This is a genomic window from Bradyrhizobium sp. WSM4873, from assembly GCF_055811355.1.
Genome location: NZ_JBVVPS010000018.1, coordinates 40627 through 65074, shown reverse-complemented (window position 1 = coordinate 65074; position 24448 = coordinate 40627). Strand labels below are relative to the sequence as shown.

Below are 24448 nucleotides of genomic sequence, written 5' to 3'. Positions count from 1 at the left end.
TGGATCACCGGGACAAGCCCGGTGATGACGACTAGCGGACATCGTCGCTAAACAACAAAGAAAAACAAATGAGCGAAACCTCAAATTTCCTCGGCATCGTCTCCGGCGAGCGCAGCCGCTCCCATGCCGAGGTCGCTGATCGTGCCGATCGCATCGCGAGCGGTCTCAGCCAAATCGGCGTCAGGCAGGGCGCTTGCGTCTGCATGCTGATGCGCAACGACATCGCCTTTCTGGAAGCCGCCTACGCCGCCATGCGGCTGGGCGCCTACGGCGTGCCGATCAACTGGCACTTCAAGCCGGATGAGATCGACTACATCCTTGAGGATACCGGCACCTCCGTGCTGATCGGGCATGCCGACATGCTGCATGCCTTGCGCGATGCGATCCCGAAAGCCGTCACCGTGCTCAGCGTGCCGACGCCGCCGGAGATCCTGTCCAGCTACAAGATCGATCCCGAGCATCTGAAGACGCCGGACTTCGCGATCGATTTCGAGTCATGGCTCGCGGCATTCCAGCCCTATGACGGTCCGATCGTGCCGCAGCCCATGAACATGATCTACACCTCGGGCACGACCGGCCACCCCAAGGGCGTGCGGCGCAATGCGCCGACGCCGGAGCAGGCGGCCGCCGGCGAGCGCATGCGCGCGATGATCTACGGGCTGAAGCCCGGCGCCCGCACGATCCTGCCGGGCCCGCTCTATCATTCCGCGCCGAACTCGTTCGGCATCCGCGCCGGCAAGCTTGGCGGTGCGCTGGTGCTGATGCCGCGCTTCGAGCCGGAGGAGTTTTTGCAGTTGATCGAGCGGTACAGGATCGACACCATCTTCATGGTGCCGACCATGTTCATCCGCCTGATGAAGCTGCCGGAGGAGGTGCGCAACAAATACGACGTCTCCTCGCTCCGCCATATCATCCATGCCGCAGCACCCTGTCCGGCGGACGTCAAGCGCGCCATGATCGAATGGTGGGGGCCGGTGATCTACGAATTCTACGGCTCGACCGAATCCAGCGCCGTCACCTTCGCAACCTCCGAGGATGCGCTGAGGAAACCCGGCACTGTCGGCAAAATATCGCCCGGCGCCGAGCTGCGCTTCATAGGCGAGGACGGAAGCCTGCTGGGCGTGGGCGAGATCGGCGAGATCTACTCGCGCATGGCCGGGATGGCTGATTTCACCTACCACAACAAGCCGGAGAAGCGCGCCGAGATCGATCGCGACGGCTTCATCACCTCCGGCGACGTCGGCTACATCGACGAAGAGGGCTACGTCTTCATCTGCGACCGCAAGCGCGACATGGTGATCTCGGGGGGCGTCAACATCTACCCGGCCGAGATCGAATCCGTGCTGCACGCCGTCCCCGGCGTGCATGATTGCGCGGTGTTCGGCATTCCTGATGCCGAGTTCGGCGAAGCGCTGATGGCGGTGGTCGAGCCGCAGGTGGGCATCGCGCTCGACGCCGGCGATATTCGCACGCGGCTGAAGGCGTCGCTCGCCGACTACAAGGTCCCAAAGCACATCGAGATCCGCGCCGGGCTGCCGCGCGAAGATTCCGGCAAGATCTTCAAGCGCCGCCTGCGCGATCCCTATTGGGAGCAGGCGGGGCGGAAGATCTGACGGTGCGTAGTACACGAGACCGCGAATTCGTGAGCGGCTTCATGGACCGCAACCTCGCTCATCGTGCTATACCAACGGGATCATCGACCTTCGGATATCCCATGGCTCCCGTTTCCATCCTGCTAAACCTGCTCTGGATTCTCATCGGCGGCGCCTGGATGTCGCTCGGCTGGCTGGTCGCCGCGGTCATCATGGCGGTCACGATCATCGGCCTGCCTTGGGCGCGGGCGGCGTTCAACATCGCGGTCTACACGCTGATGCCGTTCGGCTCGCGGGCCGTCAGCCGCTATGAGGTCACCGGCATGAGCGATATCGGCACCGGCCCGCTCGGGGTCATCGGCAACATCATCTGGTTCGTGCTGGCCGGCTGGTGGCTGGCGCTCGGCCATCTCCTTACCGCCCTGGCCCTCGCGATTACCATCATCGGTATCCCCTTCGCTTGGGCCCATCTCAAGCTCGCGGGCATCGCGCTCTGGCCGATCGGCAAGGTGATCGTGCCGGCTTAAGGCGCGGACGCGTTTTGAAGCAGCGTCCTCGTGGCACATCCTCGAGACGCCCGCCCTCGGCGGGCCCTCAGGATGAGGGCCGAACACTTGGCTGCACCTGCAACGAGTCCCGACGCAGCTCAGCCTCATCCTGAGGAGACCGCGAAGCGGTCGTCTCGAAGGACGAGGCGCTTGCTCCGCTTGTAGGATGGATAGAACGCCAGCGAAACCCCATCAATCCGTCCGCCGATGATGAAGCATGATGGGTTTCGCAAGGGCTCAACCCATCCGACGCGCTGGTTCGAAGTGGACCGAGACTGCTTTCAACCGGCATAGCTATCCCGCCCCTCGGCAATGCGTCAGATTTCATTGCAACTTTTCCCGGCTTCATTGTTGAAGAACGAGAGCGAACGCGGCCGCAATGTGCCGCGGCTGGCTGGCCCTTGGCTCATTCTTATCGAGAGGCGATTGCATGAAATGGCTTTGCTTGGTCGGCTTTGTGGCGGGGGCCGCTGCTTTAACACCCACACCTTCTGCTTCGGCGATGCCCGTTGCCAAGCCGGACGCACTGGGCGCGTCTCAGACTGCCACTATCGAGGTCAAGGGCGGCCACGGACATGGTGGTGGCCACGGCTGGGATCATCACGGTGGCCGTGGTCATCATTACGGTTGGGGCAGAGGTCGAGGCCATCATTATGGCTGGCGGCACCATCACCACTCGTAAGCGTCACTATTGTCCCGAGATCGGAGTTGGTGACCGCGCTAATACGTACCGCGAAGCACATCCGGGAGCTTGATCACCAACTAACGCACAATCCTCAGGGAGGAGTGGGACAATTTTCTTGGGCAGAGAAACAGTCTATAGCCCGCTGGATGGATAGGCGAAGCGAAACTCATCAGTCCGCTTGCCGATGACGAAGAAGGAAGAGTTTCGCAAGGGCTCCAGATTAAGACGACGATGCGATCCCTTGTTCCAGCAACACTCTGGCTGCCTCGCGGTTAGCCCCGACGATGGCGGGATCACGCGTTGACTGTGCGATCACGAGCGAGCCTTCGAACAGCGACAGGATCTGGATCACGGCCCTTTCGGGTTTGCTCAATGACAACGGCTCAATGAGTGACGCAACGAAGTCGTGCAACTTTGTAAAATACGCTGCGATGGTCGCCTCTACGCCCGGCGAGTTTGCCTCCGGGCCGAATTCGGCCATGCCTTTCGCGAACGGACAGCCGCGGAAGGAAGGCGAAAGGAGCGGTTGTTCGAGTGCGTCGAAAACAGCGAGAACGCGCTCCACTGGCGTGAGACCGGCTCGCTCCGTGGAGGTCAAAAGCATCTGAAACCAGACGGCGCTCTTATAGCGCAGGTAGGTGGCGATGAGGTCGGCCTTCGAGGGAAAGTGCTTGTAGAACGTCATCTTGGCCACGCCGCTTTCGGCGATGATCCGGTCGATGCCGACAGAGTTGATGCTGAACCGGTAAAACAGGTCTGACGCCGTCTTCAAAATGCGCTCGCGCGGGGCGAGCGCATCGAGCGGTTGAATATCCACGTCCACGAAATCAAGCAGCGTGCCCATCGATCGTCCTTAACCGAGCCGTTTGCGTCGCTGGACAGACTATTCTGTCAAGTTTGGGATTGCAAATACATACAGGTCTGTCTACAAGTTCCGTCGTCCCTTGGATTTCAAAGAAAGAGCTGAATGAGCGGAAAAGTTGTGGTTGTGACGGGTGCAAGCAGTGGTTTCGGAAAACTCACCGCCTTGGAACTCGCAAAGCGGGGCCACATGGTGGTTGCTGCCATGCGCGATGTCGCAGGAAGAAATAGCCGTGTTCGCGACGAGCTTGTCGAGGCGGCAAAGGCTGAAGGGCATGCGCTCCAGGTCCTCGAGATGGACGTCGCCGACGAACGATCCGTCAACGCCGCGATCGCGGATGTCATCCGGCAGCACGGCAGGGTCGATGCCCTGGTCAACAACGCGGGAATGATGCCCGTCGGCGTCACGGAAGCCTATACGGTCAAGGAAATCGAAGCGCAGTTCGCCGTGAACTTCTTCGGCGCCGTTCGCACCGATCGCGCCGTTCTGCCGCACATGCGGGCCGCCGGCAGCGGGGTCCTCATCCATGTCACGTCGCTCATGGGTCGGGTGGTCTTCCCGTTCTTCGGTGTCTATTCCGCCAGCAAGTTCGCGCTCGAAGCCCTCGCGGAAGCCTACCGCTACGAGCTTTCGAGCTTCGGCGTCGATTCGGTCATCGTCGAGCCGGGCCCGTTCCCGAGCAACCTTCTTCCATCCAGCCCCGAACCGTCCGACCAGGACGTGCTGAAAACCTATGGCGGTGTTGCGGCGATCCCGGGTCAGATCAAGCAGCACTCCAACGATGCAAATGATCCGCAGAATCCGCCACAGCCCCAGCGCGTCGCGAATGCAATCGCGCAGCTGGTCGAGGCCACGGAACGGCGGCCTCTGCGGACGGTCGTGATGCCCGAAGGCATGGATTTCGGTGTCGAGCGGCTGAACGAGGCCGTCGCGCCGATCCAGAACGACCTCCTTCGCGCGCTCGGCATGGCGAGCATGATTTGACGCGAAGACGATAAGCACACTGTCAGTTCGTAGGAAGGATAGAGAGCGAAACCCATCACCGTCAGCGATGACGAAGCATGATGGGTTTCGCAAGGGCTGTACCTTTCCTATGCGTGGCGACGACCCATGGCAGAGAAAGACCACTTGGAGTAGAGTAGCCGCGCCGGATATTTTCAACGGAGCGCGAGATGTCCTTTTTCAAGTTTGGGATCGCTTTTTTGGCCGTCCTTGCGGCGAGTGGATTTTGTGCGGCCTTGGCGGAAGATAGTTCACTTGAATACAACCGCGTGACGGCGACCGCCTTGAAGTGGAGCCCGCTGGCTTCGATGCCCAGAGGGACGCAATCGGTGGTGCTCCACGGCAATCCGGGCAAGCCTGGCCTGTATACTGTTCGACTCAAAGTACCGGCGAATTCCAAGATGCCTGTGCACTCACACCCTGACGAACGCGTTCGCGTTATCATTTCGGGAACATACTATTCTGCGCTCGGCGACAAGGTCGATGCATCGAAACTCCTGAGCTTTCCTCCCGGTACGTTTTCGCACGTGCCGCCAAAGGTGTGGCAGTTTGCGGAAACCAGGGATGAAGAGGTGATCTTCGAGATCACCGGGATCGGACCGACCGGCATCGACTATTTGAACGCCGAGGATGATCCACGAAAGCAAAAATAAAGTTGTGCTCCTTCGGTTGTCAGTACATGGCCGACCGCCGTGCGCTTCAGAACTCGTAGGATGGGGAGAGCGTCACCGAGACCTATCGAACCGTCCGCCGGAGCTGGCGAGTCCAGGCGCGATGCGCAACACTTAACGGCTATCCGCAGGCCGAGGGGGCCGGTCTGATGATCCGTGCGTCGTCGCCCCATCCGGCGAGGCCGTTGCGCTCACGCACCTTCCGCCCACCATCCCTCGCGTTGCCCGACAGGCAAAAACACGCCACAGACAGGTCAAGGACTGTGTTGCCAAATATTCTGATTGACCGAATTCATAGATTCGGGTAAACCGCAGACATTCCGGCCCGCTAAAAAGGGCGTTTCGCGATCGTCACGATACGTGAGCCGGGATGCGATGGACGCGGCAGCGCCGGCGCGTGACGAGGTGGCAGGGCGGGCGACCCCTGTGAGCCATCGCGATCTGCGCGAACGACCCGGCGCTGTCACAGCGGTTCTTTTCGGCTTCGGAGGCGAGCACGCGCGAGCTTCCGGATGTCCGGGGAGGGACGTCCGCGGACGGCAAAAGCGTGTGGTCCTGACGCCCGGGGTCTGTGCGTCAAGGCTTGCGGTGATGTGCGGCCCGACCGGGTGCGTGCATCGATCGTCCGCAAGGCGACGGGGGCAATAGTGCATCGCTCCCCGGGGAGAGCGCGCCATAAGCCGTAAAACCATTGCGCAGGGAAAGCCGGATGTTCCGGCATCACCTGTGGTCACCCCCGCGTGCGTTTCTCGCGTGCGGACGCCAGCCGGCGCCCGGCCTTCCCTGCGCCCTTTCTTCTCGACGAGGGCGAAACGGACAGCAAAACTCGGGCGCCCGCGCCGCGAGACCGCGGACGTGTGCGTCGCCACCAAGTTCACCTTGCACTGCGGTAGAAGAATATCGCACACTCGACCGGGCCGGGGAGCCATAGGGAGCTCTACAAGGGGAGCCGAGCCATGTCCCTCCAGACATTACCATCCGACACCGCCGATCAGCGCCCCAACCGCCCCGAGGATGTCCAGGCGCTGGAAGCAGATGCGCGGCTGCGCGACGACATCCGCCTGCTCGGGCGCATCCTCGGCGACACGGTGCGCGACCAGGAGGGGCCTGAATTGTTCGATCTGGTCGAACGCATCCGGCAGACCTCGATCCGATTCCACCGCGACGAGGACCGGCTCGCCCGCCGCGAGCTCGAGCAGATCCTCGACAGCATGTCGACCTCGGAGACGGTGCGGATCGTCCGCGCCTTCAGCTATTTCTCCCACCTCGCCAACATCGCCGAAGACCAGAACAACATTCGCCAGATGCGCGCCAACAAGGGCGGCGGCTCCGGCGTGCTGGCCGAGACGCTCGCCCATGCGAGAGCTGCGGGCATCGGTGCCGATGCCCTGCGCAACTTCTTCAAGAGCGCGCTGGTCAGCCCGGTGCTGACCGCGCATCCGACCGAGGTCCGCCGCAAGAGCACGATGGACCGCGAGATGGAGGTCGCTAGCCTGCTCGATCGTCGCGAGCGCGTCGCGCTCACGGCGGAGGAGGCCGCCGCCAGCGACGAGCAGCTTCGTCGCGAGGTGCTGACGCTGTGGCAGACCAATCTGCTGCGCCGGACCAAGCTCACCGTGCTCGACGAGGTCGCCAACGGCCTGTCCTTCTACGATTACACGTTTCTCCGCGAGGTGCCGCGGCTGGTCAACGGGCTGGAGGACCGGCTGCAGGAGGACGGCGAGCAGGCGGCAGGCGAGCTCGCCTCGTTCCTGCGCATGGGCAGCTGGATCGGCGGCGACCGCGACGGCAATCCCTTCGTCACCGCCGACGTGATGCGCGGCACGCTGCGGCTGCAGTCGAGCCGGGTGATGCAGTTCTATCTCAACGAGCTGCACGTGCTGGGCTCCGAGCTGTCGATCGCGGCGCATCTCGCCGACGTGTCCGAGGAGTTGCGCACGCTGGCGGAGCGCTCGCCCGATACCTCGCCGCACCGGAGCGGCGAGCCTTATCGCCTCGCGGTCTCCGGCATCTATGCGCGCCTGACCGCCACGGCTGAAATGCTTCAGGTCGAGATCACGCGGCGGCCGGTCGGCAAGGGCGCGCCGTACGACAGCGTTGGGGAGTTCAAGGCCGATCTCGACGTGCTGCACCGCTCGCTGATCTCCAACAACGCCGGCGTCATCGCCCGCGGCCGGCTGCGGCTGCTGCGGCGTGCGGTGGACTGCTTTGGATTCCATCTGGCCCGGCTCGACATCCGCCAGAACTCAGCCGTGCACGAGCGCACCATCGCCGAGCTGATGGACGCCGCCAACCCCGGCATGTCCTATCTCGCCCTCGGCGAGGACGCCCGCATCTCGCTGCTCACCAACGAACTGCGCTCAACGCGCTCGCTGGTGTCGCCGTTCGTCAAATACAGCGACGAGACCATGGGCGAGCTCAACGTCTTCCATGCGGCCGCCGAGGCGCATGCGAAGTTCGGCTCGGACGCCATTCCCCAATGCATCATCTCGATGTGCAAGGGCATGTCCGACATGCTCGAGGTCGCGGTGCTCTTGAAGGAGGTTGGCCTCGTCCATCCCTCCGGGCGCAGCGCCATCAACATCGTGCCGCTGTTCGAGACCATCGAGGATTTGCAAGCGTCCTCCACCATCATGGACCGCATGCTGTCGCTGCACGATTACCGCCGCCTCGTCGACAGCCGCGGCAGCGTGCAGGAGGTGATGCTGGGCTATTCCGACTCGAACAAGGATGGCGGCTTCGTCACTTCGGGCTGGGAGCTCTACAAGGCCGAGATCGGGCTCGTCGACGTGTTCGAGCGCCATGGCGTGCGGCTGCGCCTGTTCCATGGCCGCGGCGGTTCGGTCGGCCGCGGCGGCGGCCCGAGCTATGACGCCATCATCGCCCAGCCCGGTGGCGCCGTGAATGGCCAGATCCGCATCACCGAGCAGGGTGAGATCATCTCGTCGAAATATTCCAACGCCGAAGTCGGCCGCAACAATCTGGAGATCCTTGCCGCCGCGACGCTGGAGGCGAGCCTCCTGCATCCGCGCCAGAGCGCGCCGCGACGCGACTATCTGACCGCGATGGACGAGCTTTCGAACCTCGCCTTCAAGGCCTATCGCGGCCTCGTCTACGAGACCGACGGCTTCGTCGATTATTTCTGGGCGTCCACCGTCATCAACGAGATCGCGACGCTGAACATCGGCAGCCGCCCGGCCTCACGCAAGAAGACGCGTGCGATCGAGGATTTGCGCGCGATTCCCTGGGTGTTCTCCTGGGCGCAATGCCGCCTGATGCTGCCGGGCTGGTACGGCTTTGGCAGCGCGGTCGAGCAATGGATCGCGGAGCATCCCGACAAGGGCATGCCGTTCCTCAAAGAGCTCTACAAGGAATGGCCGTTCTTCCGCATGCTGCTGTCGAACATGGACATGGTGCTGGCGAAAAGCTCGATCGCGATAGCCTCGCGCTATGCCGAGCTCGTGCCCGACGAAGCGCTCCGCGAAAAGATCTTCGGTCGCATCCGTCGCGAATGGCATTCCTGCATCGAGACGCTGCTGGACATCATGGGGCAGGACCGGCTGCTGCAAGGCAACCCGCTGCTGGAACGCTCGGTGCGCCACCGCTTCCCCTATCTCGACCCGCTCAACCATGTGCAGGTCGAATTGCTGAAAGAGCACCGCGCGCAGAACCCGGACGAACAGGTGCTGCGGGGGATTCAGTTGACGATCAACGGGATCTCGGCGGGGTTGAGGAATACGGGGTAAGGCGACCCACCCTCAGTCGTCGTGCCCGGGCTCGTCCCGGGCATCCACGTTCTAGGTGCAGCGCGTAAGGTCGTGGATGGCCGGGACAAGCCCGGCCATGACGCGTGGTGAGAGCACGGCCTCAACAGAAGTGCGCGCCCTGCGTTTCCACATACACCGCATAGAGCGACTGGCTCGCGGTCATGAACAGGCGGTTGCGCTTCTTGCCGCCGAAGCAGACATTGGCGCAGGTCTCGGGCAACAGGATCTGCCCGATGCGCGCGCCGTCGTTCGGCGCGAACACCTGCACGCCGTCATAGCCGGGGCCGACCCAGCCGGCGCCCACCCAGATGTTGCCCTCGGTATCGACGCGCAGGCCGTCCGGAAAGCCTGATTTGCCGTCGAGGGTCATGTCGATCAGCTTCTTCGGGTTCGACAGCTTCGTCCCGTCGATGTCGTACGACCACACCACGTTCTTGGCTTCGGGATAGTGCGTGATGCCGGTGTCGCAGACATAGAGCTTCTTGTAGTCGTGACTGAAAGCGATGCCGTTCGGCTTGAACGGCTCGTCGGCCACCTTCGCGACCTGGCCGCTCTGCGGATCAATGCGATAAACCGCTTCCTTCTGATACGGCTGCAGCGAGCCGGTATTGGCAAGCTTGCCCTCGTAGATGCTGATCGCGCCATAACCGGGATCGGTGAACCAGATCGCCTTGTCGTTGGGATGCACCACCATGTCGTTGGGGCCGTTGAGCGGCTTGCCGTTGGCCTGTTCGGCCAGCGTCGTGACCGAACCGTCATGCTCGTAGCGGACGAGGCGGGTGCGCTCCGCGCTGATCTGCCGGCCCTCGGTGTCGAACGAGTTGCCGTTGGCCTCGTTCGACGGCTTGTGGAACTGTTCGGAGATGTGGCCATCGTCGTCGAGGTAGCGCAGCTGGCGGTTGGCAGGGATGTCGCTCCAGACCAGATATTGCCCTTGCGCATTCCACGCCGGTCCTTCCGCCCACAGGCAGCCGGTATAGAGCCGCTTGATTGCGGTGTTGCCGACCTTGGCCTTGAAGCGCTTGGGATCGATGGCAACGATATCCGGGTCGGGATAGCGCTGCGGCTCGGCATTGGCGCCGAAGTCACGAGCGTCGGCGTTCGAGGCGAGCAGGGCGGATGCGGCAACGGTCGCGGCGCCCTTGAGCAGAGTGCGGCGGGCGAGGCCGCTGCTTGCAGTCGTGTCGTCGGAGTCGGTCAGTATTCTTGTCATGGTTTCCTCCCAAAGTTGTGTTGGGAGGAAATGATCCGCCAGCAATCGGGCGTAAAGCGGAGCGATCTCCGGACTAAGATAACCGGAGATTGCAGGGCAGAAATGCCGGAAATACGGTCAGACGAGATTCCTTACACGGGATCCCACGGGAAGATGTCGGCGGAGCGGTCGAGCTTGTAGAACGATCCCTTCAGCGCCGGCATGCCGTGCTCCGCGATCGATTGCGGGGTCCAGCCTTCGCTCCGATGCACCGAGCGCAGCGGGCGGTTCTGGCTGAACAGGAACAGCTCGTTCATGCGCGCGCCAAAGATCTGCCCGGAGACGTCCTTTGCGGCATCAGAGAGCAGATAGGCGCAGACCGGCGCGATCTTCTCCGGGCCCATCTGCTTGATCTTCTCGACGCGCGCCTTCTCGGCTTCGGTCTCGGTCGGGATGGTGCCGATCATGCGGGTCCAGGCGAACGGCGAGACGCAGTTGGAGCGAACGTTGAAGCGGCCCATGTCGAGCGCAATCGACTTCGACAGGCCGACGATGCCGAGCTTGGCGGCGGCGTAATTGGCTTGGCCGAAGTTGCCGATCAGGCCGGAGGTCGAGGTGAAGTGCACGAACGATCCGGACTCCTGCTCGCGGAAGATCCGCGCCGCGGCGTGGCTGACGTAGAACGAGCCCATCAGGTGAACCTTGATGACGGCCTCGAACGCTTCCACGCTCATCTTGTGGAAGATCATGTCGCGCAGGATGCCGGCATTGTTGACGACGCCGTCGAGCCGGCCGAAATGATCGGTTGCGGTCTTCACGATCTTGCTGGCGGGGATGGCTTCGGCCACCGACTCGAAATTGGCGACGGCGGTGCCGCCGCGCTTCTTGATCTCCTCGACCACCTCCTCGGCTGGCGCTGCGCTGGTGCCGGCGCCGTCAGCGGCGACGCCGGGATCGTTGACGACGACCTTGGCGCCCTCGCCAGCGCAGAGCAGCGCGATCTCCCGTCCGATGCCGCGGCCTGCGCCGGTGACGATGATGACCTTGTCTTGGAGTGATTTCGTCATTTGGATTACCTCTCGTTCGTAAACACGATCGTGCCCGACGCGGCGAACATGCCGCCGACGCCGTGGCACAGCGAAATCTTCGCGTTGGCGACCTGCGCCGGCGCAATACCGCGCATCTGCCGCACGCTCTCCTGAAGCGCGTACATGCCGTACATGCCGGAATGCATGTAGCTCAAGCCGCCGCCATTGGTGTTGAGCGGCAGCTTGCCGCCGGGGCGGGTGTTGCCGTCGGCGATGAACTTGCCGGTCTCCTCATGCGGCATGAAGCCGAGATCGCCGAGGCCAAACAGCGGTAGATGCGCAAACGCGTCGTAGATCATGAGATGATCGACGTCCTTGTGCGCGATGCCAGCCTCCCTGAACGCCAGCGGTCCCGCGGTCTTGAACGCGCGCGAGGAGTTGAACGTCTCCATCTGGCTGACCATCGGCGTCTCCACGCTCTCGCCGGTGCCCATGATGTAGACCGGCTTGCGCGGAAAATCCCGGGCACGGTCCGCCGAGGTCAGGATCAGCGCGCCGCCGCCGTCGGTGACGAGGCAGCATTGCAGCAGGCGGAACGGATAGGCGATCATGCGCGAGTTGAGGACGTCTGCGACCGTGATCGGATCCTTCATCATCGCACGCGGATTCTTCGCCGCCCATTCCCGCTGCACCACTGCGACCGAGGCGAGCTGCTCGTGCGTGATGCCATAGGTCTTCATGAAGCGCAGCACGGGGATCGGAAACATGCTGGGCGGGCCGTAGACGCCGAACGGCGCCTCGAACTGGCCTTGCAGGCTGTCGGCGGGGATTGAACGCGGCGCCTTGCCGATCATCGACTTGCCGCTCTCGGCATGGGTGATCAGCACGGTCTTGCACAGGCCGGCCTCGATTGCCGCGGCCGCATGGCGGACGTGCAGCATGAAGGAGCAGCCGCCGACCGAGGTGCCGTCCACCCAGGTCGGCTTGATGCCGAGATAGTGGCAGACCTGCTGCGGCGTTTCGACCGCGGTGGCGAAGCCGTCGATGTCCGACAGCTTCAGTCCGGCATCGGCGATGGCATTGAGCGCCGCATCCGCGTGAAGCTGGAGCTGCGAGGCGTTGGGGATGACACCGAGCTCGGTGGTCTCGGCCGCGCCGACGACGGCAACCTGGTTGCTGCGCATGGGCTTACCCCTTCGCCGGACGGAATACGGGAAGGGTGATCTTGTCGTCGAGTGCCTCGAAGGTGACCTCGAGCTTCATGTCGAGCTCGAGCGCCTCCGGCGTCTGCGGGCAGTCGATGATGTTGCTCATCATCCGCGGCCCCTCGTCGAGCTCGACCACCGCGATGGCGTAAGGCGGCGTGAAGCCGGGCGCGGCGGGACGGTGGTTGATCACGTAGCTGTAGAGAAAGCCCTTGCCGCTCGCCTTGAAGATGCTGACCTTGCGCGAGGCGCAGGACGGGCAGAACGGGCGAGGCGGGAAATAGACATGCGCGCAGGCGTCGCAGCGCTGCAGGCGCAACTCGCCCGCTCTGGTGCCGTCCCAGAAATGCTGGGTCTCCGGCGTCGGTTTCGGTCGCGCGCGCTGCGGTTCGGCCATCTCGGCAGGTCCTCCCAAGGCCAAGCTGAGCCCGGCTGTTGCGATCTTGATGCGACAATCGACCATGGCGCGTCAACGGTCCAGCAATGCGCATGCATGCCATCATGCGCACAATGCTTGTGTCGAAGTGAGGCAGCGCTATACATTGCGCGCAAATATTCCGTGAGACAGACATGCCTGATTTTTCGACACTGAAGAAGCTCGCCGAAGACCTCGAAAGCGGCCGCACCACCTCCCGCAAGCTGGTCGAGGCGTGCCTCGCCAAAATCGGCGATCCGGCCGGCGAGGGGCAGCGTGCCTTCATCCATGTCGACAAGGATGCCGCGCTCGCTGCGGCGGATGCGATGGACGGGTTGCGCAAGGTGAAGGCGGCGCCATCGCGCTATGCCGGTATCCCGGTCTCGATCAAGGATCTCTTCGACATCAAGGGCCAGGTGACGCGCGCCGGCTCCCGCGCGCTCGACGATTCCTCGCCGGCCGAACAGGATGCCCCCACGGTGGCGCGGCTGCGCAAGGCCGGCTTTGTCGTGATCGGGCGCACCAACATGACCGAGTTCGCCTATTCCGGCATCGGCATCAATCCGCATTACGGCACGCCAAAGGGCGCCTGGAACCGGGCCGAGGGCCACGTGCCCGGCGGTTCGTCCTCGGGCGCCGCGGTCTCCGTGCTCGACGGCATGGCGCATGGCGCACTCGGCACCGACACCGGCGGCTCCTGCCGGATTCCGGCGGCCTATAACGGTATCGTCGGCTACAAGCCGACGCAGCGGCGCGTGCCGCTCGATGGGGCTGTGCCGCTGTCGTTCTCGCTCGACAGCATCGGTCCGCTGGCACGATCGGTCAGTTGCTGTGCCATTCTCGATGCCGTGCTCGCCAACGAGCCGATCGCCCCGCCGAAGCCTCGCCCGGTCAAGGGCATGCGGCTGGCGGTGCCGACCACGATCGTGCTCGACGACCTCGATGCGGCTGTGGCCGCGACATTCGAGCGGGCGCTCAAGAGCCTTGCCGAACACGGTGCGATCATCGAGCGCATCGAGATGGCCGAATTCCACGACATCGGGCCGATGAACGCCAAGGGTGGCTTTGCGGCTTCCGAAAGCTATGCCTGGCATCGCTACCTCCTCACGTCCAAGGGCGACGTCTACGATCCCAGAGTCTCCGTGCGCATCATGCGTGGCGAGGCGCAGAGTGCGGCGGACTACATCGATCTTCTCAACGAGCGCCGCTCGCTGATCGCCCGCGTCAATGCGCGCATCGCGCCCTATGACGCGCTGGTGCTGCCGACCACCGCCAACACGCCGCCGAAAATTTCGGACCTTGCCGACGACAAGGCGTTCACCAGGGAAAACCTGCGGGCGCTCCGGAACTGCACCCTGATCAACATGATCGACGGCTGCGCCATCTCGCTGCCGGCGCATCGCGAGGGCGAGATTCCCGTCGGCCTGATGCTGGCGGGCGCGGGCGGATCGGACCGCCGTATCTTCGAGCTTGCTGCCGGCGTGGAGGCCGTTATTCGTGTTTGACCTGACTTTCACCGTCGATGCCCAGGACACCACCACGCCGCTGACGCTGGCAATCGACCAGATGGTCATCGCCGGCTGGACCGGCCGCGATCCGGTTGCGCGCGATAAGCACATTGCCGAGCTGCAGGAGATGGGTATCGCCCCGCCGGCCTCGACGCCGATCTACTATCGCGCCTCGGCGCGGCGCCTGACGATGGAAGACAGCATCGAGTGCACCGGCGGCGATTCCAGCGGCGAGGTCGAGTTCGTGCTGATCGGCTGGCAGGGCCGCATTTTTGTCGGTTGCGGCTCCGACCACACCGACCGCAAGGTCGAAGCCTACAACGTCACGGTTTCCAAGCAGATGTGCGACAAGCCGGTCGCATCCACGCTGTGGGAGCTCGAGGACGTCATCGGCCATTGGGACAGGATGATCCTGCGCTCCTGGGCCACCATCAACGGCGAGCGCGTGCTCTACCAGGAGGGCACGCTCGACGCGATGCTCCCGGTCGACGACTTGATCGCGCGCGGTTTCGAGGGTGGGAAATTCCCCGACGGCTGCGCCATGTTCGGCGGTACGTTTGCGGCGAAAGGCGGTATCCGCCCCGCCGACCGCTTCGATTTCGAGCTGGAAGACCCCGTGCTGAAGCGCACGATCAAGCACGGCTACGACGTGGTGACGCTGCCGGTGCGGGGCTGATACGCCCCACGGTCATTGCCAGCGGAACTCTCTCCGCCGTCATTGCGAGGAGCCCATGCGACGAAGCAATCCAGACTGGTTCCGCTGAGGGATTCTGGATTGCTTCGCTCCGCTCGCAATGACGGGGAGAGAGTCGGAAATCGGGTGGTAGAGGACGGGGCGGTCCTGCGAAGATCAGTGCCATGACAGCAACAGCGCGCAAATCGGCTCAATCTCCGACAGCCGACCTCGTCGCCCACGTCGATGCCCTCGACTGGCCGCAGATCACAGGCGAGCTCGATACCCAGGGCTGCGCTGTCCTGAAGGGGCTGTTCACGCCGGAGCAATGCCGCACCGTCGCCGCGCTCTATCCCGACGACGCCAACTTCCGCAGCCGCATCGTCATGGGCCGCCACGGCTTTGGCCGCGGCGAGTACAAATATTTCTCCTATCCGCTGCCCGACCTGATCGCGCAGCTCCGCCCGGCGCTCTACGCGCATCTCCAGGGCGTCGCCAATCGCTGGAACGAGGCGATGGGGATCGACATCCGCTATCCGGCCGCGCATGCGGCGTTCCTGAAGCGCTGCCACGAGGCCGGGCAGACGCGGCCGACGCCGCTGCTGCTGCAATACGAGACGGGCGATTTCAACTGCCTGCATCAGGATCTCTATGGCGAGCACGTGTTCCCATTGCAGGTGGCGATCCTCTTGTCCGAACCGGGCCGCGATTTCACCGGCGGCGAGTTCGTGCTGACCGAGCAGCGTCCGCGCATGCAGTCCCGCGCCGAGGTGGTTCCGCTCGCGCAGGGCGACGCGGTGGCCTTCGCTGTGCATCACCGCCCGGTGCAGGGGACACGGGGCACCTACCGCGTTAACCTGCGCCATGGCGTCAGCCGGATTCGCTCTGGCCAGCGCCACACACTAGGTGTGATCTTTCACGATGCGAAATAAACGCTGCCGCTGATGGCGGATTTGTTCGACAATGTCGCCGAAGCCCAGCCGTCGCGCGAGGAGATCGCCGACGGCGCCGTTCTGCTGCGCGGTTTCGTCAAGGCGATCGAAAGCGAGTTGATCGAAGCCGTGCGTGCCATCGTGGCGCAATCGCCGTTCCGGCGGATGACCACGCCCGGCGGGCACCTGATGTCGGTCGCCATGACCAATTGCGGCGAGCGCGGCTGGATCACCGATCATACCGGCTATCGCTATGATCCCGTCGATCCGCGGACCGGCGCGCCATGGCCGGCGATGCCGCCGGTGCTCCGTGATCTCGCCCGCCGCGCGGCGGAGCAGGGCGGCTTTACAGGCTTCGCGCCCGACGCGTGCCTCGTCAACCGCTACGAGCCCGGCACGCGGCTGTCATTGCATCAGGACAAGGACGAGCTGGATTATTCAGCGCCAATCGTCTCGGTCTCGCTCGGCCTGCCTGCGACCTTCCTGTTCGGCGGCCTGGCACGCAACGACAAGCCGCGCCGCTTCCGCTTGGTCCATGGCGATGTCGTGGTCTGGGGCGGGCCGTCACGGCTCGCTTATCACGGCGTGGCGCCGCTCGCCGACGGCGAGCATGCGTTGCTCGGGCGCAAGCGGATCAATTTGACGTTCCGAAAAGTCCGCTGACGCGTTTCCTCGCGGCGCCCGCTCGTCTAAGCTTCCGGCGGGGGGAGGCAATATGGCGACCACACAGCTCTCGGCCGGCACCGGCGCGGCCAACCGCACCGGCCTGTATCTAGCCGTGCTGCAACTGGCGTTCACGCTTGGCTGGACCACCTACGTCATCTATCTGCCAAAGCTCGCCGCTGAGGTCGGCATCGCGCCATCAGCCGTCATCCTCATCCTGATGCTGGACCAGGCGATCTTCACCATCGCTGACACCGCGATGGGGATCACCGCCGACAAGATCGCTCCCCATCTCGGCAGGCTTGGCCTGTTCGTCGGGCTCGTGGCCGCGATCTCCTGCGGCGCGTTTGTCGCGCTGCCCTTCGTCGCGGGACGCGGCATGGCCGCGCAGGGTTGGTTTATTGCGCTGATCGTGGTCTGGTCGATCACCTCGTCCGCGATGCGCGCGCCTCCGCTGACCTTGCTCGGCAAATACCGCGCCCGGCCGCAGGTGCCGTTCCTCGCCGCGCTCGCGATGCTCGGCTATGGCATCGCTGGCGCGGTCTCGCCCTATCTTGGCGTGGTGCTGCGCGAGCACGACGCGCGGCTACCCTTCGTGATATCGAGCGCAGTGCTGCTGCTGACCGCGCTCGGACTGTCAAGGATCGAGCACGAGGTGGCCCGCGACACCGCGCCGCCGACACCGGCCGAGGCAGCAAAGCCGCTTGGCCTCGTGCCGATCGCCTTCATCGTCGCGATGGTGGCGCTCGCGCTCGGGTATCAATTGCACTTCGCTCTGAACAGCGCGCCGTTCTACCTGCGCTTTGCCCAGCCGGATGAGCTGCAATGGCTGATGCCGGTGTTCTGGATCGGCTTCAACATTGCGCTGTTTCCGGCAAGCCTCGTCGTCAAGCACCGTGGCGGCGTGATCGTGATGGGCGCGGCCGGACTGCTTGGAGCGGCCGCGATCGCTGGGGCCGAATTCGCCGGCAGCCTCAACACGCTGATCGTCGCGCAGTTTCTCGCCGGAGCGGCGTGGGGCTGCATGCTGATGAGCGCGATCTCGGCCGCGTTGTCCATCGGCTCGACCGGCGCGGAAGGAAAGGTGACCGGCCTCGTTTTCTCGGCGCTCGCACTCGGGACCTTGGCGCGGATGGCGGCGGTCGCTGGCGGCTTGCAGAAAATGCCTGAATACGCGCCGCTGCTGCACTGGGCCCCGGTCGCCTGCTGGGCGGTCGCAGGCGCGGGCTTGCTGGTGATCGCGGCGGCGCGGCTACAGGGCGGCGTTCACCTCAAGGCTTCGGCGGGTGAATGAACGCCCACGGGCTGACTTCCGAATCCCGCGTCACTTCCACGGAGATCAGATACGGTCCGCCATAGGCCAGCGCCTTCTCCATCGCCGCCTTGAACTGATCCGGCGCGGTGACGCGCGCTGCCGCGACACCAAAGGATTCCGCGAGCTTGACGAAATCCGGGTTGACCAGATCGGACGCCACCACGCGGCCGTCGAAGCGCTCGCGCTGGTCGCGGCGGACATTGCCGTAGGCGTTGTTGTTGAACACCAGCGTCACCACGCCGATGTTGAACTGCACCGCGGTGGCGAGCTCCTGCACGCCGAACATGAAGCCGCCGTCGCCGGTGATCGCCACCACCGGCTTGTCGGGATTGGCGACCTTGGCGCCGAGCGCGGTCGGGAAGCCTGAGCCGAGTGTGCCCTGATAGCCTGATGTGATGAAGGTGCGCGGCTCGTAGATCGGAAAACCGTACCAGGAGGCGAAACCGAACTGCGACAATTCATCGGTCACGATAGCGTTCGCCGGCAGCACCTCGCGCAGGATGTTAAGATACGCCATCTGCGGCTGGATGCGCTGGATCTCGGCTTGCGCCGTTGCAGTCGCCTCGCGGATCTCTCCCCGCCGGCCGCTCGTCCTGGCATAGCCGGCCTTCTTCACGGCGGCGACGAGATCGGCCGCGCCGGCTTTGGCGTCGGCGACGACAGCGACATCGGAGGCGAGCCGGCGCATCTCGGCCGGATCGATATCGACACGAATGGATTTCAGCCCCTTCGGCTGGTACGGCCAGCGGAAGCCCGACGCCGGCAGCTCGGCGCGCGTGCCGATCGCGATCATCAAATCGGTTGTCGGCCACAGCTTGTAGGCTGCCGCCATGGTCAGCCCAAGCTCGTGCGCATTGGAGACAATGCCGCGGCCGCTGCGGAAGGCGACGACAGGAGCGTCGATCATCTCGGCGAGTTCGAGAATCTCCTCGCGCGCCTCGATCGCGCCGCTGCCGACGAAGATCATCGGCGCCTTGCTGTTCCTGATCAGCGCGGCCGCTTGCTTGATCATGTCAGGATCAGGCAGCGGCGCAGGCAAGGGCGCCAGCACCTGTGCTGCGGCTGTATCCGCGCGCTGGGTGAAGACGTCCCAGGGCATCTCGACCGAGGCGGGGCCACGCCGTCCGGACGTCATCTCCTGGAAGGCGCGCGCGACCGTGGTCGGCGCGTTGCCGGGATATTCGATCCGATCCGCCCATTTCACATAGGTGCGCAGGGTCGCGAGCTGGTCCGGCATCTCGTGCAGATGGCCGCGGCCCTTGCCGAGAAATTGCGTCGGCACCTGGCCGGTGACGCACAGCACCGGTTCGTTGCAGCCGAAGGCGGTGAGCAGTGCCGCGCTTGCGTTGAGCACGCCGGGACCCGGCACCACGCTGAACACGCCGGGCTTGCCGCTGGAACGCGCATAGCCGAACGCCATGTAGCCGCAGGCCTGCTCGTGCCGCGCGCCGATCACCTTGAGCTGCGCCTGATGGAAGGCGTCGAACAGGCCGTAGACCTGCGCGCCGGGCAGGCCGAACACGGTGTCGACGCCATGGGCGACAAGGCCGCTTACGATCGCTTCGCCGCCGGTGAGGGTGGTCATGGCATTATTCCATTTCAATCATTGTTCAGGCTTCGTCGACGACGCCGTTTCGCAAGGTTCCGATGCCCTCGGCCGCGACTTCGATAACATCGCCGGGCTTCAGATAACGCGGCGGATCGAATCGGGCGCCGGCGCCCGTCGGCGTGCCTGTGACGATGATATCGCCGGGAACGAGCGTTGCGAAGGTCGAGATATAGCTGATGAGATAGCGGAACGGAAACATCAGCCGGCTGGTGCGGTCGTCCTGTCGCAGCTCGCCGTTGACATGCGTGGTGAGGCGGATGTCGGCGATCTGCGATTCCTGCGTGTAGGGCACCAGCCACGGGCCGAGGCTGCCGCTGGAATCGAAGTTCTTGCCCTGCGTGACGTTGAACTTGGCATGGCGCAGCCAGTCGCGCACCGAGCCCTCGTTGCAGAGCGTGATCGCGGCGATGTGATCGAGCGCCGAACTTTCCGCAATGTGCCGGCCGGCCTTGCCGATCACCAGCACGATCTCGCCCTCATAGTCGAGCTGCGCGGAGGCGCGCGGGCGCACCAGCGGCGTGTCGTGGCCGACGAAGGAGCGTGGGCTCCGCATGAACATGCTCGGATATTTCGGCGCGTCCTGGCCGTCCTTGTACTCGGCATTGCGGTCGGGGTAGTTGACGCCGATGCAGATGATCTTTTCCGGCGCGGGCACCGGCGGCAGCCAGATGATGTCACCGAGCGCGTGATCGGGCGTGCGGCTGGCGGCCTCCTCGGCGAGGCTCGCGAGCTTTCCCGCCGCGATCACCTCGCGCAGCGTCGGATAGTCTTTGGCGTGGCGCGCGGAGAGATCGACGATGCCACCGTCAACGACGGCGCCGTAGCTGACGGCGCCGTTGACGGAATAGGTGGCGAGGCGAGGGAGTGTCATTGCTTAATCCGCCACCAGCACATCGGCCACGAACTTCGGCTCACGCACGGCTTGCCCGGAGAACGGCGAGCCCTGCTCGAACCAGGAGCGCGGGGCAGGCGCGCCCCACAATGTCTGGCGACGCGGATCGCGCAGCGACCAGCGCAGCGGCTCGTGGTCGTGATCGCCGGTGAAATAGTCGCTGGTGTAGAGCTCGAGCCGGTGTCCGTCGGGGTCGCGGACGTAGAGGAAGAACGCATTCGAGATGCCGTGGCGACCCGGGCCGCGCTCGATGTTCTTCACGAAGCCCTGCGAGGCCATGACGTCGCAGAGATGGATGATGTTCATCGCCGTCGGCGTCCAGTACGCGAAGTGGTGCAGCCGCGGGCCCTTGCCGTTGGTGATCGCAAAATCGTGGACATTGCCCTTGCGATGCATCCAGGCGGCGGCGATGCGCCCGTTCGGTCCGTCCTCCTCGGCGTATTCGGTGAGGCGAAAGCCGAGCCGGGCATAGAATTCGACGGTGTCCTGCACCTCGGCGGCGAACACGTTGAAATGGTCGAGCCGCTGCGGATGGCAGCCCCTGTAGAGATCGTAGCGGCGCAGCAGATGCGGCCGCCGGTCCATCGACGCATACAGCTCGATCTGGAAGCCGAAGGGGTCGGTGAACTGCAGCGTGCGGCCCTGGAATGGTTGATCGACGAAGGCGTAGCCAAGGCCGTTCTCGGACAGGAACGCGGCAGCCTTGTCCAGATCCCCGTCATTGCCGACCTTGAAGCCGAGGCGGTTGCAGGCGGGCGCCGCCGCCTTGCGCAACACCAGCGAGTGATGCTGATGCTCCTCGGCGGCGCGCAAGTAGACGACCTTGTCGTCGGCGTCCTCGACATGCAGGCCAACAACGCTTTCATAGAACTCGCGGCTGAGCTTCAGGTCTGTAACGTCCAGCACAGCGTGGCTGGAGCGGATGATGTTGAACGGCGGCTCGAAGACATGTTGCGGTACGGGCATTGCGTTTCCCCTCTCGGCTCTTGTCATTCCGGCGCGCGCGGAGCGCGAGCCCGGAATCCATTCTTCCACGAACTCTGCTGCGCGATGGATTCCGGGTTCGGCTCTTCGAGCCGCACCGGAATGACAGTTAGATTCCCAGCTTCTGAATCTTGTGCGTGCCTCGCGCCAGCGAGACGTGCTTGGTTTCCATGTAGAAATCGAACGAATAATCGCCGCCGTCGCGCCCGATGCCTGAGGCCTTCATGCCGCCGAACGGCGTCGGCAAATGGCGGACGTTTTCCGAGTTCAGCCAGATCATGCCGGCCTCCAGCGCATCCGCGACACGCAACGCGCGGCCGAGATCGTTGGTCCAGACATAGCCGGTCAGGCCATAGCGGATGTCGTTGGCGATCTCGATCGCGTCAGCTTCGTCCTTGAAGGGCAGCACGGTGAGGAAGGGGCCGAACACCTCTTCCTGCGCCACGCGCATCTTGCCATGCGCGCCGGTCACCAGGGTCGGCTCGACATAATGTCCGCCGCCCGGGCCGTCATAGGCCTTGCCGCCGACCGCGATCGTCGCGCCGTCCTGGCGTGCGACGTCGAAATACGAGCAAACCTTCGCCAGATGCCGCTCGTGGATCAGCGGCCCGATCTCGGTTGCGGGATCGAGGGGATGGCCGACCTTCAGGGCTCTTACCCGCGCGGTCAGTTTCTCGATGAACTTTTCGGCGATGCCGGCCTGGATCAGCAGGCGGCTCGACGACGTGCAGCGCTCGCCGTTGAGCGAGTAGATCATGAACACGACGGCATCGAGCGCGCGGTCGAGATCGGCGTCGTCGAACACGATCACGGGGTTCTTGCCGCCGAGCTCGAAATGCACGCGTTTCAAGGTCGGAGCGCCCTGAACCATGATTGCCGAGCCGGTCGAGCTTTCGCCGACGAAGCCGATCGCCTTGATGGCGGGATGCTCGGTCAATGCCTTGCCGGCTTCTTCGCCAAAACCGTGCACGGTGTTGAGCACGCCGTCGGGCACGCCGGCTTCCTTGACGAGCTTCGCAAGGATAGCCGCCGTGACCGGCGACCACTCCGCCGGCTTGTGCACGACGGTGCAGCCGGCGGCGAGGGCAGGGGCGATCTTCCAGGTCGAGAGCATGAACGGCGTATTCCACGGCGTGATCACGCCGACCGGCCCGATCGGCACGCGGGTCGAGACGTTCCAATGCTCGTCGCTCGGCGTATTCTGGCCGTCGCGAGCCTCGCCGCACCTGTCGGCGAAGAAGCGGAAATTCTCGGCGGCGCGGATCGCGGCCTTTGCCATGAAGCGATAGGCCTGGCCGGTGTCGATGCATTCGAGCACCGCGATGTCCTCGGCATTGTCCTCGATGGCGTCGGCGACGCGATGCAGCAGCTTCTTCCGCATCGCTGGGCCCATGTCGCGCCAGGATTTGAAGGCGAGTGCGGCAGCGGTCGCGGCGCGATCGACGTCCTCGGCGTTGCCGCGGGCGACGCTTGCGAGCGTCGCGCCGTCGACCGGCGACTTGGTCTCGAAAGTTTCGCCCGAGATCGACGGCACGATCTTGCCGTCGATCATGTGGCCGATGCCGTCGGCCCGCAGCGTCTTCAGCAGCGGCGCGACGCGGTCGCGGTTGGCCTGGAACACATCGGTTTTCGGCGTGGGCTTATCCATGGGCGGCCTCCGCTTTCAGAGCGTCGTGGATGTTGTTGCGCTTCCAACTCGTGTCCTTGTCGTTGATCTGCATGTCGAACGAGAGGGCGAACTTGCTCGCAGCGAACACGGGATCGAGATGTTTGGAGAGCGCCTGGAAGACGTGCTCGCCGGCTTTCTTGCGGGTGGAGAGGTCTCGGCCTTCGCCAATGCGCAGCACCATGTCGAGAAAGCCGTAGTCCTGCCGCGCGTCCGCAATCGCATAATGCTCGCATTTGACGGCGCGGACGCGGATGCCGCCGAGCGGGAAGATACCGGTCTCGACCGCCGCCTTGCGCACCACCTCGCACGCCGCGCCGATGTCGAAGCGGTCGTCTAGATTGGCCGAATATTCGATCGTGAAATGCGGCATCGCGGTTTCACTCCCTGTCTTTTTGTTCGTCTAGGCGAAGTAGCAGCTCACCGAGCCGTAGGCGCCATAATCGGCTTGAATTGTGTCGCCCTTGCGGGTCTCGATCGGACGGATGAAGGAGCCCGCGAGCACGACCTGCCCGGGCTCGAGCGCAAGGCCGAGCGGTGCGATCTTGTTGGCGAGCCAGGCAACGGCCGTTGCGGGATGATTGAGCACGCCGGCGGCAAGGCCGGTCTCTTCGAGCTGGCCGTTCTTGAAACACAACGCACCGATCCAGCGCAGATCGGCGTCAAGCGGGCGGATCGGCCGTCCGCCGAGCACGATGCCGGCATTGGCCGCGTTATCGGCAATGGTGTCGAAGATCTTTCGCGTCGCCTTGGTCCGGGGATCGACGCGCTCGATCCGCGTGTCCAGAATCTCCAGCGCCGGCACCACGAAGTCGGTGGCGTTGAGCACGTCGAACAGCGTGCAGTCGGGGCCCGCGAGGCGCTTGCTCATGACGAAGGCGAGCTCGGCTTCCACGCGCGTGGCTATGAAGCGCTCGGTCGGGACGAGGCCACCATCGGCAAAGAACATGTCGTCGAGCAACACGCCGGAATCCGGCTCGTTGATGCCGAGCGCGCTCTGCATCGCCTTCGAGGTCAGGCCGATCTTGTGTCCCCTGACGATGCGCCCCTCGGCGATCTTGACGTCGACCCAGGCCTTCTGAATCGCGTAGGCGTCAGCGATGCTGATGTCGGGAAAGTCCTGCGAGAGCTGCCGGATCTGTGTACGGGTCTTTTCCGCCTGATGCAGACGGTTCGCGCAAGCTCGGATATCGTCGTTGGAAAGCGCCATGTGTGATCTTACAAACCGTGGTGCGGGAA

The 24448-nt window shown here is 64.3% G+C and carries 22 protein-coding genes; 11 read left to right on the top strand and 11 right to left on the bottom strand.

Translation table 11 applies throughout. The annotated features are described in order from the left end of the window. The first annotated feature begins 68 nt into the window (after positions 1–68). From AC0L21_RS22980 to AC0L21_RS22970, 3 genes are all read left to right on the top strand, one after another. Complete coding sequence (locus AC0L21_RS22980) at positions 69–1613, top strand: acyl-CoA synthetase (protein WP_473264069.1); 1545 nt, start codon at positions 69–71, stop codon at positions 1611–1613. Positions 1614–1714: 101 nt separating this feature from the next. Further along, positions 1715–2119 carry a YccF domain-containing protein gene (locus AC0L21_RS22975; protein WP_473264068.1) on the top strand — a complete coding sequence of 135 codons (405 nt, stop codon included), beginning with the start codon at positions 1715–1717 and terminating at the stop codon, positions 2117–2119. 596 nt (positions 2120–2715) lie between these two features. After that, positions 2716–2895, top strand: a complete 180-nt coding sequence (locus AC0L21_RS22970; RefSeq protein WP_473264067.1) for a hypothetical protein — start codon at positions 2716–2718, stop codon at positions 2893–2895. A gap of 150 nt (positions 2896–3045) precedes the next feature. Here AC0L21_RS22970 and AC0L21_RS22965 read toward each other — a convergent pair whose 3' ends face one another. Then, entirely contained in the window at positions 3046–3669 is a 624-nt protein-coding gene (locus AC0L21_RS22965; protein ID WP_473264066.1) for a TetR/AcrR family transcriptional regulator, read from the bottom strand. Between the two features lie 123 nt (positions 3670–3792). On the opposite strand from AC0L21_RS22965, the gene AC0L21_RS22960 reads away from it, so the two are divergent. The 3 genes from AC0L21_RS22960 to ppc all read left to right on the top strand — a co-directional run bounded on the left by AC0L21_RS22960 (position 3793) and on the right by ppc (position 9106). Beyond that, entirely contained in the window at positions 3793–4671 is an 879-nt protein-coding gene (locus tag AC0L21_RS22960; protein WP_473264065.1) for an SDR family oxidoreductase, read from the top strand. A gap of 188 nt (positions 4672–4859) precedes the next feature. After that, the gene (locus tag AC0L21_RS22955; RefSeq protein ID WP_473264064.1) at positions 4860–5342 is read left to right on the top strand and encodes a cupin domain-containing protein; all 483 of its coding nucleotides are present in this window, start codon (positions 4860–4862) and stop codon (positions 5340–5342) included. A gap of 974 nt (positions 5343–6316) precedes the next feature. Continuing rightward, positions 6317–9106 (top strand): phosphoenolpyruvate carboxylase, encoded by a 2790-nt coding sequence (ppc, locus tag AC0L21_RS22950; RefSeq protein ID WP_473264063.1) that lies wholly within the window; start codon positions 6317–6319, stop codon positions 9104–9106. A 121-nt stretch (positions 9107–9227) separates the two neighbouring features. Here ppc and AC0L21_RS22945 read toward each other — a convergent pair whose 3' ends face one another. The 4 genes from AC0L21_RS22945 to AC0L21_RS22930 all read right to left on the bottom strand — a co-directional run bounded on the left by AC0L21_RS22945 (position 9228) and on the right by AC0L21_RS22930 (position 12949). Beyond that, entirely contained in the window at positions 9228–10340 is a 1113-nt protein-coding gene (locus AC0L21_RS22945) for an SMP-30/gluconolactonase/LRE family protein (RefSeq protein WP_473264062.1), read from the bottom strand. A gap of 131 nt (positions 10341–10471) precedes the next feature. Then, positions 10472–11386 (bottom strand): SDR family oxidoreductase, encoded by a 915-nt coding sequence (locus AC0L21_RS22940; RefSeq protein WP_007593675.1) that lies wholly within the window; start codon positions 11384–11386, stop codon positions 10472–10474. A gap of 5 nt (positions 11387–11391) precedes the next feature. Next, entirely contained in the window at positions 11392–12531 is a 1140-nt protein-coding gene (locus tag AC0L21_RS22935; RefSeq protein ID WP_473264061.1) for a thiolase C-terminal domain-containing protein, read from the bottom strand. A gap of 4 nt (positions 12532–12535) precedes the next feature. Further along, positions 12536–12949 carry a Zn-ribbon domain-containing OB-fold protein gene (locus tag AC0L21_RS22930; RefSeq protein WP_473264060.1) on the bottom strand — a complete coding sequence of 138 codons (414 nt, stop codon included), beginning with the start codon at positions 12947–12949 and terminating at the stop codon, positions 12536–12538. 173 nt (positions 12950–13122) lie between these two features. On the opposite strand from AC0L21_RS22930, the gene AC0L21_RS22925 reads away from it, so the two are divergent. The 5 genes from AC0L21_RS22925 (at position 13123) to AC0L21_RS22905 (ending at position 18037) form a co-directional block, all read left to right on the top strand. Further along, the gene (locus AC0L21_RS22925) at positions 13123–14472 is read left to right on the top strand and encodes an amidase (protein ID WP_473264059.1); all 1350 of its coding nucleotides are present in this window, start codon (positions 13123–13125) and stop codon (positions 14470–14472) included. Further along, the gene (locus AC0L21_RS22920; RefSeq protein WP_473264058.1) at positions 14465–15151 is read left to right on the top strand and encodes a DUF2848 domain-containing protein; all 687 of its coding nucleotides are present in this window, start codon (positions 14465–14467) and stop codon (positions 15149–15151) included. The genes AC0L21_RS22925 and AC0L21_RS22920 overlap by 8 nt, the downstream gene beginning before the upstream one ends. A gap of 182 nt (positions 15152–15333) precedes the next feature. Then, positions 15334–16080, top strand: a complete 747-nt coding sequence (locus AC0L21_RS22915) for a 2OG-Fe(II) oxygenase (RefSeq protein ID WP_473264057.1) — start codon at positions 15334–15336, stop codon at positions 16078–16080. A gap of 9 nt (positions 16081–16089) precedes the next feature. Next, complete coding sequence (gene alkB, locus AC0L21_RS22910) at positions 16090–16743, top strand: DNA oxidative demethylase AlkB (RefSeq protein ID WP_473264144.1); 654 nt, start codon at positions 16090–16092, stop codon at positions 16741–16743. 52 nt (positions 16744–16795) lie between these two features. Beyond that, positions 16796–18037, top strand: coding sequence for an MFS transporter (locus AC0L21_RS22905; RefSeq protein WP_473264056.1), 1242 nt, complete (start codon positions 16796–16798; stop codon positions 18035–18037). On the opposite strand, the gene AC0L21_RS22900 is transcribed toward AC0L21_RS22905, so the two are convergent. The 6 genes from AC0L21_RS22900 to hpaH form a co-directional block, all read right to left on the bottom strand. Then, positions 18015–19643: a thiamine pyrophosphate-dependent enzyme gene (locus AC0L21_RS22900; RefSeq protein WP_473264055.1), complete on the bottom strand. Its 1629-nt coding sequence runs from the start codon at positions 19641–19643 to the stop codon at positions 18015–18017. The two genes, AC0L21_RS22905 and AC0L21_RS22900, sit on opposite strands and share 23 nt — an antisense overlap. A 25-nt stretch (positions 19644–19668) precedes the next feature. Further along, positions 19669–20538 (bottom strand): fumarylacetoacetate hydrolase family protein, encoded by an 870-nt coding sequence (locus AC0L21_RS22895; protein ID WP_473264054.1) that lies wholly within the window; start codon positions 20536–20538, stop codon positions 19669–19671. Positions 20539–20541: 3 nt separating this feature from the next. Then, positions 20542–21525, bottom strand: coding sequence for a 3,4-dihydroxyphenylacetate 2,3-dioxygenase (hpaD, locus tag AC0L21_RS22890; RefSeq protein WP_473264053.1), 984 nt, complete (start codon positions 21523–21525; stop codon positions 20542–20544). 127 nt (positions 21526–21652) lie between these two features. Further along, positions 21653–23191 carry a 5-carboxymethyl-2-hydroxymuconate semialdehyde dehydrogenase gene (gene hpaE, locus AC0L21_RS22885; RefSeq protein WP_473264052.1) on the bottom strand — a complete coding sequence of 513 codons (1539 nt, stop codon included), beginning with the start codon at positions 23189–23191 and terminating at the stop codon, positions 21653–21655. Then, positions 23184–23582: a 5-carboxymethyl-2-hydroxymuconate isomerase gene (locus AC0L21_RS22880; protein ID WP_473264051.1), complete on the bottom strand. Its 399-nt coding sequence runs from the start codon at positions 23580–23582 to the stop codon at positions 23184–23186. Before AC0L21_RS22880 ends, hpaE begins: the two co-directional genes overlap by 8 nt. Before the next feature lie 30 nt (positions 23583–23612). Then, positions 23613–24419, bottom strand: coding sequence for a 2-oxo-hept-4-ene-1,7-dioate hydratase (gene hpaH / locus AC0L21_RS22875; RefSeq protein WP_473264050.1), 807 nt, complete (start codon positions 24417–24419; stop codon positions 23613–23615). Between the last annotated feature and the right edge of the window lie 29 nt (positions 24420–24448).

Excerpts from the sequence above, each read along its gene's own strand:
- AC0L21_RS22880 (WP_473264051.1), bottom strand. The coding sequence starts at position 23,582 with ATGCCGCATTTCACGATCGAATATTCGGCCAATCTAGACGACCGCTTC.
- ppc (WP_473264063.1), top strand. The coding sequence starts at position 6,317 with ATGTCCCTCCAGACATTACCATCCGACACCGCCGATCAGCGCCCCAAC.
- AC0L21_RS22925 (WP_473264059.1), top strand. The coding sequence starts at position 13,123 with ATGCCTGATTTTTCGACACTGAAGAAGCTCGCCGAAGACCTCGAAAGC.
- AC0L21_RS22940 (WP_007593675.1), bottom strand. The coding sequence starts at position 11,386 with ATGACGAAATCACTCCAAGACAAGGTCATCATCGTCACCGGCGCAGGC.
- AC0L21_RS22965 (WP_473264066.1), bottom strand. The coding sequence starts at position 3,669 with ATGGGCACGCTGCTTGATTTCGTGGACGTGGATATTCAACCGCTCGAT.
- AC0L21_RS22980 (WP_473264069.1), top strand. The coding sequence starts at position 69 with ATGAGCGAAACCTCAAATTTCCTCGGCATCGTCTCCGGCGAGCGCAGC.
- AC0L21_RS22970 (WP_473264067.1), top strand. The coding sequence starts at position 2,716 with ATGGTGGTGGCCACGGCTGGGATCATCACGGTGGCCGTGGTCATCATT.
- hpaE (WP_473264052.1), bottom strand. The coding sequence starts at position 23,191 with ATGGATAAGCCCACGCCGAAAACCGATGTGTTCCAGGCCAACCGCGAC.
- AC0L21_RS22895 (WP_473264054.1), bottom strand. The coding sequence starts at position 20,538 with ATGACACTCCCTCGCCTCGCCACCTATTCCGTCAACGGCGCCGTCAGC.
- hpaH (WP_473264050.1), bottom strand. The coding sequence starts at position 24,419 with ATGGCGCTTTCCAACGACGATATCCGAGCTTGCGCGAACCGTCTGCAT.
- AC0L21_RS22955 (WP_473264064.1), top strand. The coding sequence starts at position 4,860 with ATGTCCTTTTTCAAGTTTGGGATCGCTTTTTTGGCCGTCCTTGCGGCG.
- AC0L21_RS22900 (WP_473264055.1), bottom strand. The coding sequence starts at position 19,643 with ATGACCACCCTCACCGGCGGCGAAGCGATCGTAAGCGGCCTTGTCGCC.
- AC0L21_RS22905 (WP_473264056.1), top strand. The coding sequence starts at position 16,796 with ATGGCGACCACACAGCTCTCGGCCGGCACCGGCGCGGCCAACCGCACC.
- AC0L21_RS22915 (WP_473264057.1), top strand. The coding sequence starts at position 15,334 with ATGACAGCAACAGCGCGCAAATCGGCTCAATCTCCGACAGCCGACCTC.
- AC0L21_RS22930 (WP_473264060.1), bottom strand. The coding sequence starts at position 12,949 with ATGGCCGAACCGCAGCGCGCGCGACCGAAACCGACGCCGGAGACCCAG.
- hpaD (WP_473264053.1), bottom strand. The coding sequence starts at position 21,525 with ATGCCCGTACCGCAACATGTCTTCGAGCCGCCGTTCAACATCATCCGC.
- AC0L21_RS22935 (WP_473264061.1), bottom strand. The coding sequence starts at position 12,531 with ATGCGCAGCAACCAGGTTGCCGTCGTCGGCGCGGCCGAGACCACCGAG.
- AC0L21_RS22960 (WP_473264065.1), top strand. The coding sequence starts at position 3,793 with ATGAGCGGAAAAGTTGTGGTTGTGACGGGTGCAAGCAGTGGTTTCGGA.
- AC0L21_RS22945 (WP_473264062.1), bottom strand. The coding sequence starts at position 10,340 with ATGACAAGAATACTGACCGACTCCGACGACACGACTGCAAGCAGCGGC.
- AC0L21_RS22975 (WP_473264068.1), top strand. The coding sequence starts at position 1,715 with ATGGCTCCCGTTTCCATCCTGCTAAACCTGCTCTGGATTCTCATCGGC.